A 15,829-nucleotide genomic window follows, 5' to 3' on the forward strand; every position below is an offset into this window, starting at 1 on the left:
TTCATTACGAACAAATATTCGTTAAAATAGAGAGTGAGGTGAGAAGCATGTTTCGAAAAAAGTCCATCCAACAAGTTATGGATGTTTTACGTGAGCCTGATATATTTAAGCAAATTGTACACTGGAAAACGATCGAACCAAAAGAAGCGGTATCCGTTCCTATCCCAGATACACTACATCCTACAATCCGATCTGCTCTTTTAAAAAGAGGGATTACTTCCTTATATATTCATCAGTTATCAGCTTATGAGACTGCTCGGCGTTCAGAAAGCTTTGTAGCCGTTACACCCACTGCTTCTGGAAAAACACTTTGCTACAACCTTCCTGTTCTTCAGGAAATCGCAAACAATCCGGAAGCACGTGCTCTTTATCTTTTTCCAACTAAAGCACTTGCTCAAGATCAGAAATCCGAGATGAATGAACTGATAGATGAAATGGGATTAGATATAAAAAGCTATACCTATGATGGCGATACACCAGCTAACATTCGTCAGGTCGTGAGAAAAGCCGGGAATATTGTTATGACAAACCCCGATATGCTTCATGCTGCCGTTCTTCCGCATCACACAAAATGGGTAGCGTTATTTGAGAACTTAAAGTATGTAGTTATTGATGAGTTACATACATATCGAGGTGTTTTCGGCAGTCATGTGGCAAATGTTATCCGACGATTAAAACGAATCTGTAACTTTTATGGAAGCGATCCTATTTTCATTTGTACATCAGCAACGATTGCGAATCCTAAAGAACTAGCTGAACAGCTTACGGGGAATCCAATAACACTAATCAACAATAATGGTGCACCATCAGGTCGAAAGCACTTTCTTTTCTATAATCCTCCTGTTGTGAATAAACCGCTTAATGTTAGGCGAAGCGCAACACTCGAAGCAAGGAATCTAGCCAAGTTGTTTTTAGAGAACCACATACAAACAATCGTTTTTGCAAGAAGCCGTGTGAGGGTGGAAATTTTGCTTACGTACTTACAAGAGCTCGCTAAAAAGGAATTTGGAACAAAATCGATTCAAGGATATCGAGGTGGTTATTTACCAAAACAGCGTCGGGCGATTGAAAAAGGTCTGCGAAATGGAGAAATCATGGGAGTTGTTTCTACAAATGCCCTGGAACTTGGAGTAGACATCGGTCAGCTTCATGCTTGCATTTTAACAGGATATCCAGGATCTATAGCAAGTGCATGGCAGCAAGCAGGACGAGCGGGAAGACGACAAGATGAGAGTATTGTGATTATGGTAGCCTCATCATCCCCGCTTGATCAGTATGTCATTCAACATCCAGACTACTTTTTCGAACGGTCGCCAGAATCAGCTAGAATGAATCCGGACAATTTGATTATCCTTGTAGATCATTTAAAATGTGCCGCTTACGAACTGCCGTTTCAGGAGAATGAGAAATTTGGGGACCAAGAAATTGAGGATGTACTTGAATTTTTAGTTGACGAACAAGTACTTCATAAGAGAGGGAAACATTTCTATTGGATGAACGATTCTTTCCCTGCTCATACTATTAGTTTGCGTTCTGCGTCCCAGGAAAATGTTATTATCATTGACCAAACCAACGTAGCAGATGTTAAAGTGATCGGTGAGATGGATCGCTTTAGTTCCATGACTCTTTTGCATGAAGAGGCGATCTATCTGCATCAAGGAACTCAATATCAAGTTGAAAAGCTTGATTATGAAGAGAAAAAGGCGTTTGTACGTGAAGTAGATGTCGATTATTTTACAGATGCCAATCTCGCTGTTTCATTAAATGTTCTGGAAGTGGACAAAGAGATGAAAAATGAACAAAATGCAAAAGCATTTGGGGATGTCATGGTTGTTGCAAAGGCAACGATTTTCAAGAAAATCAAATTTGAAACACATGATAATATTGGTTCAGGTCCAATCCACTTACCAGAAGAGGAACTCCACACTTCTGCGACTTGGTTAACGTTTCAAAACGAAGAACTTTCCGAAGAGAAGTTAGAAGCCGGCTTATTAGGAATCGCTCATGTATTACGTCATGTTGCACCCCTGTTCGTCATGTGTGATACAAATGACTTACATGTTGTTCCACAAGTAAAAGCGGTTCATAATGAACAGCCGACGATCTTTGTTTATGATCGGTATCCTGGTGGAATTGGATTAAGCGAAAAGGTGTATGGTTCATGGGATACCGTATTAGATCAAGCCCTTTTAATGATTAAAAATTGTCCGTGTGAGAAAGGCTGTCCTTCTTGTACAGGAACATTTGAAGAAGGAAACAACAATAAAGCACTAGCTGTAAAATTGATTGCAGAGATTAAAGGAGTACCAAATCATGTCGATTCAAAATAAACTTAATCGCCTAAAAAAGCATATGGTGAACCCAGTTTCGACAACTCCATTACCAACCGAAACGACAACAGATGAAAAAAAAGACAAATCCATTGATCATGTAGAATATTGGGAACAGTTTGGTGCTTCTCCTTATTTTTTTGAAGAGGATTATTGTATCATCAGGAAGGTGAAGTATCCGCTTGATCACAAATGGGGCAAATATCGTTTTTCAGATGTTATAGGTGCGGTTCATAAGTGGAAAGATATTGATGCGGAACACCCGCTTCATGCAAAAGATCTTGACGCTAAAGACCTCCTTTTTTTTGATACAGAAACAACCGGGTTAAGCAGCGGTGCGGGGAATACGATTTTCATGCTCGGAATGAGCCAGATTAAAGACGATCACGTCCTCGTTCATCAGTTTTTTCTCCCAGGACCCGGATCTGAAGTTGCTCTGTATCACTATTTTTTAAATCACGTAAAAGAATTAAAAAATCTTGTGACCTATAATGGGAAATCCTTTGATTGGCCACAAGTGAAAACACGTCATACACTCATTCGAGATTTTGTTCCCTCATTGCCCGAGTTTGGCCATTTTGATCTTTTACATGGGGCAAGAAGATTCTGGAAAGAAACATTACCAGCAGTTAAGCTTTCTGTTGTGGAAAAAGAAATCCTTGACGTGAATCGTGTTCATGATACTCCCGGCTACTTAGCACCAATGCTTTATTTTCAATATTGCACAGAAGGAGATCCCTCTTTACTTGAAGGTGTCTTTCAGCACAATGAATGGGATGTTTTATCTTTAATAACTCTTTACACTCATATGTCTGGACTTGTTCAAGGAAATGGGTTTCGTACGGAGAGAGAGGCATTTGAAGCAGCTCGGTGGTATGAAGCTTTAAATGAGATTGAACTGGCCATTTCCATGTATCATGAAGTCCTTCAAACGGGGACTTCACTTCAATATCAATCTAAAAAAACACTTGCTTCCCTTTATAAAAAACAAAACATTATTGATGTTTCCGTTCAATACTGGCAGGAATTGCTTAATGAAAATAATATAGATGAAGATCCTGCGATTGAACTCTCCAAATATTATGAGCATGCACTAAAAGATTATGAGAAGGCTTTAGATTACGCAGAACTTGCTCATACGATTTGGAAGGAAAAAAAACGGTTAGTGAAGAGAAAAGAAGAGCAGGAAAAACGGGCATTTGCAAAAAGAATCGAACGATTGGAGCAGCGCATCATCCAATATTCGTAAAAATTCGTCAAATTTATGAATTTATTGAAAATATCTCTTCTCAATGTCCTTACTTTTTTGTAGAATAAGAGAGGACATGAAAATGTTTGTGAGAAAATAAAATTCCCCTCTTTTTTATTCCCCGGGTAAGCGCAAAATACGTCACAAATCCTTATAATTCAACGTGTTTTTCGTCAATAATCCGCTCGTTTCGATTGTTTTCGCAAAATAAAGCGGAACACAAAGAGGGAAATGATATATTTTATGGCATGGAGAGATGGTACGTGAAGCAGTGGATTGTCGTTCTATTTTTTGTAATTGTTGGTTTAACGCTCATGATTGGCAATGAAATTAGTCACTCAACACAAAACTTTTAATGAGAAGCCCGGCTAAATGAGAAGCCGGGTGTTTTCATTAGCAGGGGGGACTTGCATGATTCAAACTTTGCTGATAAGCGGGTATAAAGCACATGAGCTTGGAATTTTTAGTGATAGTCATGAAGGGGTATACTACATAAAGAAAGCACTTCAACAAAGACTTCGCTCATTAGTAGATGAAGGACTTGAGTGGGTCATAATCAGTGGACAACCTGGTGTTGAAATGTGGTCAGCCGAAGTGGTGTTGGAAATGCAACTGGAGTTCCCTGACTTGAAATTAGCTGTACTTACTCCCTTTTTAGAACAAGAAACTCGATGGAAAGAAAATGTTCAAGAAAAATATCATGAAATACTTAGTAATGCAGATTTTGTGGATTCAGTCAGTCGAAAACCATATGAAAATCCTCAGCAGTTGCGGGTGAAAAATCAGTTTCTCGTTCAAAAAAGTGACGCCATTTTACTTCTTTACGACGAAGAAAAGGATGGTTCACCGAAGTATTATTTACATGCCGCTAAGCAAAAGCAGGAATTGGACAATTCATACGAAATATTTTATATTACACCTTATGATTTGGATGTTCTTGTCCAGGAAGAACAGTGGAATCGTAACGAGTAAAAAAAGGTAATGAAGAAACAAAAACAAATTGACATTTGCTTCATGATTTGAAAAAATAACTTTAGAATTTTTATGTGAGGTGATTCACATGAGTGAACAACGTTTTCATTTATCGGCGAAAGAAATACTCGAAAAAGACTTTAAACAAGGTTTTCGTGGGTATGATCAAGATGAAGTAGACAAATTTCTTGATTTAATTATCAAGGATTATGAAAACTTCCAAAAAGAATACGATGCAGTAGTTCAAGAAAATAACCGTTTGCGTCGCGAAGCCCAAGGTTCTTCAGACCAACAACAGACTCGCCGCATGCCTGCTGTTACATCCAGTACGACCAATTCAGATATTCTCCAACGTTTATCCAACCTGGAAAAACATGTATTTGGCAGCAAGTTGTACGATTGATTTCCAGTTTTTATCCATTTGATTTTTACCTTTTCAACTGCTATAATAAATCTTGCTTTTAAAAAACTTAAATCAATAACGTTCGGGTAATCGCTGGACTAGATTTTCTAGTTTAGAGGAAAGTCCATGCTCGCACGGATCTGAGATGACCGTAATGATCGTGCCTGGCCAAAAAATAAGCCAGGGTAGCTTGGTTTGCTTTTTTAAAGCTTACTGGGTTAACGGCAGGGAACGCACCTAAGTCCATTGGATATGGTGTTAATACCTTGAAAGTGCCACAGTGACGTAGTCCCGATGGAAACAGAGGGAGTGGAACGAGGTAAACCCCACGAGCGAGAAACCCAAATTATGGTAGGGGAGTTTCCCTTTCGGAATTGAACGAATGGGAGAACAGGAAGTCAAGGCTTTCTGTAGATAGATGATTACCACCGGTGTACGAGGCTAACAGCCGCTTGTAGTACTATGGAACAGAACATGGCTTACAGAACGTTATTGGTACCTAATTAAAGCTATGAGGGCCCCGCTTACCGGGGCTTTTTCTATTTACATAAAAGAGAACAGGGTATACTTATAGATATAACAATCGGAAACATTAAGGGAGTTAATGAAGATGACACAATTAAGGCTGATAGCAACGGCTGCAATGGGCTTGGAAGCGCTAGTGGCAAACGAGGTACGCGCACTCGGTTTTGAAAACGTTCAAGTGGAGAATGGAAAAGTTTATTTTGATGGTGATGAGAAATCACTTGTTAAAGCCAATTTATGGCTAAGAACGGCTGATCGTGTAAAGCTTGTTGTTGGAGAATTTAGAGCTGAAACGTTTGACGAGCTATTTGAAAAAACAAAGGCACTGCCTTGGGCTAATTTTATTCCAGAAGATGGAGAATTTCCTGTTATCGGCCGTTCTGTTAAGTCAAAGCTTTTTTCAGTATCTGATTGTCAGGCAATTGTTAAAAAAGCTGTGGTAGATAATCTTAAAACAGAATATAACCGTAAAACATGGTTCCCAGAAGACGGTGCCCTTTATCGTATTGAAGTCGCGATTCATAAAGATATCGCTACGCTAACGATTGATACAAGTGGTACAGGTCTTCATAAACGTGGATATCGAGAACTTCATAGTGGAGCCCCAATTAAAGAAACGATGGCTGCAGCACTTATCATGCTCACGAATTGGACCCCTGATAAACCATTTGTGGATCCCTTCTGCGGCTCTGGTACTTTGCCAATCGAAGCTGCAATGATTGGACAAAACATTGCTCCTGGACTTAATCGGGAATTTGCATCTGAAAAATGGGATTGGATTGATAAAAAGGTGTGGTATGAAGCAGTAGGAGAAGCACAGGACGTAGCAAAATATGACCTGCCGCTTGATATCCAAGGCTCTGATATTGACCACAAGATGATTGAGCTTTCCATTAACAATGCGAACGAAGCAGGATTTGAAGACTTTATTACGTTTAAACAAATGCAAGTTCGTGATTTTACGAGCAGAAAAGACTATGGCTATCTTGTTACGAACCCACCATACGGCGAACGGTTGGGTGAAAGAGAAGAAGTGGCACAGATGTATCGTGATCTTGGGAATGCCATGAAACCATATGATACATGGAGTGTATACGTTATTACTTCAAATGAAAAATTTGAAGAGTACTACGGAAAAGCGGCTACCAAAAAACGAAAATTATATAACGGCGATCTCAAGACTGATTATTATCAGTTCTTTGGTAAACGACCACCTCGTGAATCTTAATTTTTTGATTAAGGCTGGCTTAAAAGTCAGCCTTTTTTGTTTATTTCTCACGTTTTTTTGACCGAATATACGTTCCTTCTTAAGTAAAGTTCATATTGATAACGTAATACTATAAAATAGCCGTCTCGAAAAAGCCATCTAAATAAGTATATGAGCAAAATTGTTACGTTCAATGAGTTGATGTTCAAGTTCTAAGAGGAAATTCTTTTGTTGTAAGAGCACATATTCACATTCAATGAGCAGAAATTCAATTTTTATGAGCAAAAATTCAATTTCTATGAGCGAATATGCAAGTTCTATGAGCAACTGTGTAACAGTTATAAGAACACATACCGTAAAAACCTCTGAAGAAGGAATATCAGTTTACCTATAGAATAGGTTGAAAATAAAAATTTATTGGGGGTTGGATTAATGGGCATTTTGAGTGGAATGATGGGAAATGCATCTGAAGTTGATATTCAGCAAGTAGAAAGAGAATTAGAATTGATTATTGCCGAGGGTGAGAAAACGGAAAAAGCATTTAAAATCATCAGAGATTATCTTGTTTTTACAAATACTCGCTTAATCCTAATTGATAAACAAGGCTTAACAGGTAAAAAGGTTGAATATCATTCTGTCCCGTACAAGAGCATTACACATTTTAGTATTGAGACGGCAGGCACGTTTGATCTAGATTCTGAATTAAAAATTTGGATATCAAGTGCAGCACTTCCTATTACTAAACAGTTTAAAAAAGATAAAAGTATCTTTGATGTTCAAAAAGCATTAGCCACCTATGTAGCAAGATAGCCTCTTTATCCGAAAGTTGCGTCTCTTAAGCTGATCTTAGCTTAAGGGATTTTTTTATGGCTGAACTCGTCTTCCTTTTCAAGTTTCTTCGTTTAATGAGCTTCGTTTTCTGTACATACTAAACCTAAAAGAATTCGAAAGAAGGTTTCGTCATGTACGTTTCTTATAATCATTTATCCAGCATTAAGAAAGCCTATCATAACCTTTACCCACATCTGGAAAGCCATCATAAAGAAGAAATCAATCAGCTCCTTCATCAATCCATCGGCCATGTAAATAATATTGACACGACATTTGCTCCTTACGCGGAAATGTTTAAAGAAGATTTTTAAAGAAAAATAAAACTGACCAGCAGGACTTTTTTATTTCGTCACGAATTCCTATAACGGTATGTTTTTTATGAAAACGTGAAGGGATTGATTTTTTATGACACAAACCAAATTGTCTGTTGAAAAAGAATTTTTAGATTATGTTAAAAAAATGGTGCACGTTAACGAAGCAATCGGATTGATGTATTGGGATCTTCGTACAGGCGCACCTAAAAAAGGAGTAGAACAACGCTCAGAAGTAATCGGAACATTATCTGCAGACGTATTTGCTATGTCTACTTCAGATGAAATGAAAAACTATATTGAAGAGTTGTCAAAACCTGAAGTACAGGACACATTATCTGACGTTGCGAAAAAAACACTTGAAGAAGTAAAAAAAGACTTTGACCGCAATGCGAAAATTCCTCCTGCTGAGTTCAAAGAGTATGTTATTTTGCAATCTAAAGCAGAAAACGTATGGGAAGAAGCAAAGAATAAATCTGACTTCTCTTTATTCCAGCCCTATTTAGAAAAGCTCGTGGAGTTCAATAAAAAATTCATCAGCTATTGGGGATACGAAGGTAATAAATATAACACGCTCTTAGATATGTATGAGCCAGGAGTTACGGTTGAGATCTTAGACGAAACGTTCTCAAAGCTTCGTGACCGAATTGTACCTCTTCTTCAAAAAGTAAAAGAAGCAGGTCAGCCTGAAACGAAATTCTTGTTTGACCATTTCCCGAAAGACAAACAAAAAGAATTCAGCCTTCATGTTTTAAAAGACATGGGCTATGATTTCGATTCTGGCCGACTAGATGAGACGGTTCATCCTTTTGCTATCGGATTGAATCCTGGTGATGTACGTGTAACGACGAAATACATGGAAAACGATTTCCGTACTGCAGTATTTGGTACGATCCATGAAGGCGGACATGCCCTTTATGAGCAAAACATTTCTGAAGAACTTGTAGGCACTCCTTTATGCTCAGGTACTTCAATGGGGATTCATGAATCACAGTCTCTGTTCTGGGAAAACTTTGTTGGACGTCATTTTGGTTTCTGGAAAAACCATTATTCAACATTAAAGAATGTTTCAGGGTCACAGTTTAATGGGGTAGAGTTAGATGACTTCTATCGTTCCATTAATGTTGTGGAGCCGTCTCTTATACGTATTGAAGCAGATGAGATGACTTATCCGCTGCATGTTATTGTAAGGTATGAAATTGAAAAAGGTCTTTTCAATGACGAGATCGAAGTGAAGGACCTTCCACGGATCTGGAACGAAAAAATGCAAGAATACATCGGAGTAACACCGAAAAACGACGCGGAAGGTGTACTTCAAGATGTACATTGGTCAGGAGGCAGCTTTGGTTACTTCCCTTCCTATGCATTAGGCTATATTTACGCGGCTCAATTAAAAAATGCAATGGTGAATGACATTCCGGATTTCGATTCACTTGTTGAGTCTGGTAATCTTCTGCCGATCAAAGAATGGTTAACTAAAAATATTCACCAGTACGGGAAGATGAAAAAGCCGATTGAAATTTTAAAAGATGTTACAGGTGAAGGGCTTAATCCTGATCATCTCATTGCTTATTTTGAGAAGAAGTACAGTGACATTTACCGATTAAACGGATAATTGACTCAGGCCGGCTCTCAAAATGATTGAGAACCGGCTTTTCTATTGAGGTTTCATTTTTATTGATTTTGTCTAAAATCTATATAAACGATATTAGGAGGAAAAAAAGATGGGAGCTGCAACGAAAGAAGATATTAAGAACCTTTTAAAGATTAGAAAACGTATCGCTGTAGTAGGACTTTCTGATCAACCATTTCGAACGTCTTATATGGTCTCTCAATATATGCAGTACGCCGGTTATGAAATTATTCCTGTTAATCCTAATGTCACAGAAGTATTAGGAGAAAAAGCTTATCGTTCTCTTGAGGATATTGAAGGGCATGTCGATATCGTCAATGTGTTTCGACGCAGTGAATTTTTGCCTGAAGTTGCCCGATCAGCCATTACTATTAAAGCGGGTTTTTTCTGGGCACAGTTAGGTTTATATAGTCCAGAAGCAGAAGAGATTTTGCAAAGTGCGACGATTCCTTATATTATGGATAAGTGCATTAAAGTGGAACATGCTATGATACGGTAGTAATGAGCCGCCCGCCATATACGGGTGGTTTTCCTTTTGCTTTTCCATATGCCGGTTTATTCATAAGTCACAAAAGAAACGATTGCTAGCACTAAAGGTTTTTGAACTTATACCGAGAAATAAGAGGAGAATGTACCAGCTAAGGTAGTATAGAAACAAACGTTCTGCTATGATAGAAAGTACTGCAGTTACGTGAAAGGGGCAACACATTTTGGCAAGTAAATCATTCATTGACTATAACGATGATGCCATACAGGTGCTCGAGGGCTTAGAAGCTGTTCGAAAGCGACCAGGTATGTATATTGGCAGTACTGATGCAAGAGGTTTGCATCACCTTGTATATGAAATTGTAGATAACGCCGTTGACGAAGCATTAGGCGGATTCGGTGATTACATACATGTGAAGATTCATAAAGACAACAGCATTTCCGTATCCGATGATGGACGTGGTATGCCTACTGGAATGCATAAGCTTGGAAAACCAACACCAGAAATCATTTTTACTGTATTGCATGCTGGTGGGAAATTCGGCCAAGGTGGCTACAAAACATCAGGTGGCCTTCACGGTGTTGGTGCATCCGTTGTAAACGCTCTTTCAGAATGGCTTGAAGTAACCATCTATCGCGATGGGAAAACGTATAGACAGCGTTTTGAAGATGGCGGAAAGCCTGCAACAACACTAGAAGTCGTCGGCAATACACGAAAAACAGGAACAACGGTACATTTCAAGCCCGATCGTACGATGTTCTCAACAATTAATTACAACTACGAGACATTAAGTGAAAGATTGAGAGAAGCCGCTTTTCTTCTAAAAGGAATCAAGATAGTTCTTGAGGATGCCCGAAATGGCGAAAAAGAAGAATTTCAGTTCGACACAGGTCTTGAAGCATTCGTTAACTATTTGAATGAAGACAAAGACGAGCTTCATCCCGTTGTGAGTTTTGAAGGCACACAAAACGAGATCGAAGTAGACTTTGCGTTTCAGTATAATGACGGTTATGCAGAAAACGTACTTTCATTCGTAAACAACGTACGTACAAAAGATGGCGGTACCCATGAGTCGGGTGCAAAGACAGCAATAACCAGAAGTATTAATGAATACGCAAGAAAAACGAATTTATTAAAAGAAAAAGATAAGAATCTCGATGGTTCTGATATTCGCGAAGGATTAACGGCGGTTGTTTCAGTCCGAATTCCTGAAGAATTTCTTCAGTTCGAGGGCCAGACAAAAAGCAAATTAGGTACGAGTGAAGCCCGCTCAAGCGTAGACTCCGTTGTAGCAGGCAAGCTCGCTTATTTCCTTGAGGAAAATCCTACAATAAGCGAAATGCTTATTCGTAAAAGCATTAAAGCTGCACAAGCACGTGAAGCGGCTAGACGTGCAAGAGAAGATGCACGAAACGGTAAAAAGAACAAACGTAAAGATTCGATGTTAAGCGGGAAACTAACGCCCGCTACATCAAAAAACCCTGAACGCAATGAACTGTATCTTGTTGAGGGTGACTCTGCAGGCGGTTCCGCTAAACAAGGACGGGATCGTAAATTCCAGGCGATTTTGCCTCTGCGCGGTAAAGTAATTAATACTGAAAAAGCAAAGCTTGCAGATATTTTTAAAAACGAAGAAATCAACACCATCATCCATGCTATTGGAGCGGGTGTCGGTTCAGATTTTACCGTGAAAGATGTGAACTATGACAAAATCATCATCATGACAGATGCCGATACTGATGGTGCTCATATTCAAGTATTGCTGTTAACATTCTTTTACCGTTATATGAAACCGCTCATTGAAGAAGGAAAAGTGTTTATCGCGCTTCCTCCTCTATATAAAGTGAGTAAGGGAACTGGCAAAAAAGAAGTTATCGAATACGCTTGGGATGAAGATGAGTTACGAGAAGCACAGAAGAAAATCGGTAAAGGCTACATTATCCAGCGTTACAAAGGTCTTGGAGAAATGAATGCCGATCAGCTTTGGGAAACTACGATGGATCCTAATACCCGTACTTTGATACGTGTTCGCATAGATGATGCTGCCCGGGCCGAAAAACGTGTCTCTGTTTTAATGGGAGACAAGGTAGAGCCACGCCGTAAATGGATAGAAGAACATGTGGCGTTCGGTCTAAATGAAGAAACGAATATATTAGATAACGAGAACTTGTCTGCATTCTGAGGAGGTTTAAAGATTGTCACTGCTTGAGAAATTTAGAGAGCTGCCGTTAGAAGACGTAATCGGCGACCGCTTCGGAAGATATAGTAAATACATCATTCAGGAGCGAGCACTGCCTGATGCGAGAGATGGATTGAAACCCGTTCAACGACGGATTTTATATGCCATGTATTCAGAAGGTAATATAAATGATAAACCGTACCGTAAATCCGCTAAAACTGTCGGGAACGTAATCGGTAATTTCCACCCACACGGAGATACTTCCGTTTATGAAGCGATGGTTCGAATGAGTCAGGATTGGAAAGTACGAAATGTTCTTATACAAATGCACGGTAACAATGGTAGTATCGATGGTGACCCAGCCGCTGCTATGCGTTATACCGAAGCGAGATTGTCTGCCATCGCATCTGAACTGCTGAGAGATATTGAAAAAGAAACGGTTGAATTCGCACCAAACTTTGATGATACGACAGAAGAACCGATCGTACTGCCTTCTATGTACCCAAATTTACTAGTTAATGGTTCAACAGGTATTTCTGCTGGATATGCTACTGAAATCCCGCCACACCACCTTGGAGAGGTAATAGACGCGGTAACGATGCAGATCGACAACCCCGATGTTTCACTCGATGAACTGATGACCGTTATGAAAGGTCCAGATTTCCCTACCGGTGGTATCGTTCAAGGGGTGGACGGAATTAAGAAAGCTTTCGAAACGGGTAAGGGAAGGTTCATTATTCGCGCTAAAACAGAAATCGAAAGCTTAAAGGGCGGGCGTCAGCAAATTGTTATTACAGAAGTCCCTTATGAAGTGAACAAGGCAAATCTTGTTAAGCGGATGGACGAACTTCGACTTGATAAAAAGGTAGATGGGATCGCAGAAATCCGGGACGAGACAGATCGTACAGGTTTAAGAGTGGTTATTGAGCTTCGTAAAGATGGTAACGCTGAAGGTGTATTGAATTATTTCTTTAAAAACACTGATTTGCAAGTTTCATATAACTACAACATGGTTGCCATCTATAACAAGACACCTAAATTAATGGGTCTTAAGTCGATTTTGAATGCTTATATTCAACATCAGATTGAAGTAGTAACAAGACGAACAAAGTATGATTTAAGAAAAGCTGAGGAACGCTCTCACATTGTTGAAGGATTAATAAAAGCGATTTCTATATTGGATGAAGTAATTGAGACGATTCGTGCTTCAAAAGATAAGCGAAACGCAAAAGACAATATTATCGAGAAGTTTCAGTTTACTGAAGCACAAGCTGAAGCGATCGTGACATTACAGCTTTATCGTCTAACAAACACAGACATTACAACGCTTCAAACAGAAGCAGATGAACTAGAAAAGAAGATCGCGTATTTACGGTCCATTCTTGAAAGTGATAAAAAATTGTATAATGTCATCAAAAAAGAACTATCTGAAGTAAAGAAAAAGTACGCGGATGCTCGGCGTACGCAAATTGAAGCAGAAATTCAAGAAATTAAGATTGATATGGAAGTCATGATCCCTTCTGAAGATGTCATGGTGATGGTAACGGAAGACGGATATATTAAACGATCGAGTGTCCGTTCATACAGTGCATCTAATGGTGAACCTCCTGGCATGAAGGATACGGACTCACTTCTGCTCGTTTCTCAACTAAACACGACCGACACAATGCTTATGTTCACAAATAAGGGGAATTACATTTATCTCCCGGTGTACGAGATGCCAGAAATACGCTGGAAAGACATGGGTCAGCATCTCGCAAGTATAGTCGGCCTTGATAAAGATGAGAAGCTCATTAAAGCCTTCCCTGTTAAAGAATTTAAGGAAGATCAATTCCTTATATTCTTTACAAAACAAGGAATGGCGAAGAAGACGGAACTTAGTCAGTACAAAGCACAGCGTTATAACCGGACGCTTATGGCCGTTAAGCTGAAAGCGGATGATGAAGTGGTTGACGTTTCATTAACAAATGGCAGTCAAGATGTTTTTATCGCCACACTTTTCGGTTACGGTTTATGGTTTCATGAAGAAGAAATCAGCATCGTTGGTCAACGGGCTGCTGGTGTTAAGGGAATAAATTTAAAAGCAGGAGATCATTTAGTAAGTGGGTTTGCCCTTCCGGAAAATACGGAATCAGCACAAGTACTCGTCGTTACACAGCGTGGTGCGATGAAAAAAATGAAGATTTCTGAATTTGATAAAACGTCTCGCGCAAAACGCGGACTTGTCATGGTAAGAGAGCTTAAATCGAACCCTCACAGGATCGTAGGTATGAAACTTGTCACGGAGAACGAAACACAATTTGTTCTTGAAACAGAATCAGGTAAAAAAGAAACCATTTCATCCATAAACTTTAAGCCGGCTGACAGATACAATAATGGATCATTTGTTATTGATACTGGTGAAACGGGTGAAGTTACAAGATTGAAGTCATTGATTTCAGCAGATAGTTCAAAAGAGTAGCATTTGCTGCTCTTTTTTCTTTATAAAACAATATGTAAGACAACTTAGAGAAAAGAGAGATACATCATGAAAAGCAACACCCATCTAGTAGGCGGAGTGGCAGCAGCCGCTCTTTATAAAGTTTCAACAGATTTTCCACCTGAATCCCTTTTTTATGAACTTACCTTTTTCGGTGCAGCCGTTATAGGCAGTTTACTTCCCGATCTGTGTCATCCGGGATCTTATATTGGAAAGAAAACAAGCATTCTATCAAAAACCCTATCTAAGACGTTTGGACACCGAACGATTACACATAGCTGGATCATGATTGCTCTTGTGCTAATGGTTCCTCAATGGCTAGATTGGGCATACGAACATAGCTTTTCCAAAGGTTTGCTCATAGGGGTTGTTAGCCATATCTTCCTTGATGCAGCAACATCGAGAGGCGTTCAACTTTTCTACCCGCTGCCTTTTCGCTTTCGTTTCCCTCTGTACACCATTACAGGATCGAAAACTGAAAATCATATCAGCACAAGTATCAGTTTGGTAGCAGCTGGTTTAATGGTTCACCTATACATAGTGGCCTTATTCTAATTCTCTCAAATGGAAATAGTGGTTTGAATTCCTTCCTCATTGGTAATACAACAATTGTATACCCAAAAAGAGGAGTGGTTGATATGGCTAAAATCGCAACTGTATTAGCAAACATGTTTGAAGATGTGGAATATACGGAACCTGCAAAAGCTTTTAGAGAAGCAGGTCATGAAGTAACCGTAATTGGAACAGAAAAAGGAGCAACACTGGAAGGGAAGCAGAAAGAAGCGCAGGTCACAACGAATGCGGCAATCTCAGAAGTATTAAACGATGATTTTGATGCTTTATTTATTCCAGGTGGGTTTTCCCCGGATATTTTAAGAGAAGATGAAAAGTTTGTTAAATTTGTGAAGCATTTTGCAGAAAGTGATAAACCAATTTTCGCCATCTGCCATGGACCACAGTTGCTCATCACTGCAGAAGTATTAAAAGATAGAGAGATAACCGGATACAAATCCATTCATGTGGACTTAAAAAATGCAGGAGCGGACGTTAAGGATCAAGAAGTGGTTGTTTGCGGAGGAAACTTAGTCACTAGCCGCCAGCCCGATGATCTTCCTGCCTTTATTAGAGAGTCGTTGAACGTGTTAGGTCAATAACAAGCTTGATCATATATTAATATCTGTCTAGGGAATTACCCTAGACTTTTTTTAATTAAACTTTCATTG

Annotated in this window: 13 protein-coding genes and 1 other RNA gene; all 14 read left to right on the forward strand. The window is 39.2% G+C overall.

The window, feature by feature from the left end; all coding sequences use genetic code 11:
* Positions 1 to 47 precede the first annotated feature (47 nt).
* The 14 genes from KUV80_RS03755 (at position 48) to KUV80_RS03820 (ending at position 15,760) form a co-directional block, all read left to right on the forward strand.
* Positions 48 to 2,330: a DEAD/DEAH box helicase gene (locus KUV80_RS03755; protein WP_222461332.1), complete on the forward strand. Its 2,283-nt coding sequence runs from the start codon at positions 48 to 50 to the stop codon at positions 2,328 to 2,330.
* Entirely contained in the window at positions 2,314 to 3,579 is a 1,266-nt protein-coding gene (locus tag KUV80_RS03760; protein ID WP_222461333.1) for a ribonuclease H-like domain-containing protein, read from the forward strand. The genes KUV80_RS03755 and KUV80_RS03760 overlap by 17 nt, the downstream gene beginning before the upstream one ends.
* Before the next feature lie 414 nt (positions 3,580 to 3,993).
* Positions 3,994 to 4,551, forward strand: coding sequence for a DUF1273 domain-containing protein (locus tag KUV80_RS03765; RefSeq protein ID WP_222462246.1), 558 nt, complete (start codon positions 3,994 to 3,996; stop codon positions 4,549 to 4,551).
* A gap of 88 nt (positions 4,552 to 4,639) precedes the next feature.
* Entirely contained in the window at positions 4,640 to 4,954 is a 315-nt protein-coding gene (gene gpsB, locus KUV80_RS03770; RefSeq protein ID WP_222461334.1) for a cell division regulator GpsB, read from the forward strand.
* Positions 4,955 to 5,032: 78 nt separating this feature from the next.
* Positions 5,033 to 5,441, forward strand: an RNA gene (gene rnpB / locus KUV80_RS03775) — RNase P RNA component class B.
* Positions 5,442 to 5,564: 123 nt separating this feature from the next.
* Positions 5,565 to 6,707: a THUMP domain-containing class I SAM-dependent RNA methyltransferase gene (locus KUV80_RS03780; protein ID WP_222461335.1), complete on the forward strand. Its 1,143-nt coding sequence runs from the start codon at positions 5,565 to 5,567 to the stop codon at positions 6,705 to 6,707.
* Positions 6,708 to 7,118: 411 nt separating this feature from the next.
* Positions 7,119 to 7,496, forward strand: a complete 378-nt coding sequence (locus tag KUV80_RS03785) for a PH domain-containing protein (protein ID WP_222461336.1) — start codon at positions 7,119 to 7,121, stop codon at positions 7,494 to 7,496.
* Positions 7,497 to 7,648: 152 nt separating this feature from the next.
* Positions 7,649 to 7,828, forward strand: coding sequence for a hypothetical protein (locus tag KUV80_RS03790; protein WP_222461337.1), 180 nt, complete (start codon positions 7,649 to 7,651; stop codon positions 7,826 to 7,828).
* Positions 7,829 to 7,922: 94 nt separating this feature from the next.
* Positions 7,923 to 9,443, forward strand: a complete 1,521-nt coding sequence (locus tag KUV80_RS03795; protein WP_222461338.1) for a carboxypeptidase M32 — start codon at positions 7,923 to 7,925, stop codon at positions 9,441 to 9,443.
* A gap of 109 nt (positions 9,444 to 9,552) precedes the next feature.
* Positions 9,553 to 9,960 carry a CoA-binding protein gene (locus tag KUV80_RS03800; RefSeq protein ID WP_222461339.1) on the forward strand — a complete coding sequence of 136 codons (408 nt, stop codon included), beginning with the start codon at positions 9,553 to 9,555 and terminating at the stop codon, positions 9,958 to 9,960.
* Positions 9,961 to 10,171: 211 nt separating this feature from the next.
* Positions 10,172 to 12,130, forward strand: a complete 1,959-nt coding sequence (parE, locus tag KUV80_RS03805) for a DNA topoisomerase IV subunit B (RefSeq protein ID WP_222461340.1) — start codon at positions 10,172 to 10,174, stop codon at positions 12,128 to 12,130.
* 13 nt (positions 12,131 to 12,143) lie between these two features.
* The gene (parC, locus tag KUV80_RS03810) at positions 12,144 to 14,588 is read left to right on the forward strand and encodes a DNA topoisomerase IV subunit A (RefSeq protein ID WP_222461341.1); all 2,445 of its coding nucleotides are present in this window, start codon (positions 12,144 to 12,146) and stop codon (positions 14,586 to 14,588) included.
* Between the two features lie 66 nt (positions 14,589 to 14,654).
* A complete protein-coding gene (locus tag KUV80_RS03815; RefSeq protein WP_222461342.1) occupies positions 14,655 to 15,161 on the forward strand; it encodes a metal-dependent hydrolase in 507 nt (168 codons plus the stop codon).
* An 83-nt stretch (positions 15,162 to 15,244) separates the two neighbouring features.
* Complete coding sequence (locus tag KUV80_RS03820; RefSeq protein WP_222461343.1) at positions 15,245 to 15,760, forward strand: type 1 glutamine amidotransferase domain-containing protein; 516 nt, start codon at positions 15,245 to 15,247, stop codon at positions 15,758 to 15,760.
* Positions 15,761 to 15,829 lie beyond the last annotated feature (69 nt).

This window comes from Fictibacillus nanhaiensis (genome assembly GCF_019801215.1).
Classification (GTDB): Bacteria; Bacillota; Bacilli; order Bacillales; family Fictibacillaceae; genus Fictibacillus; species Fictibacillus nanhaiensis_C.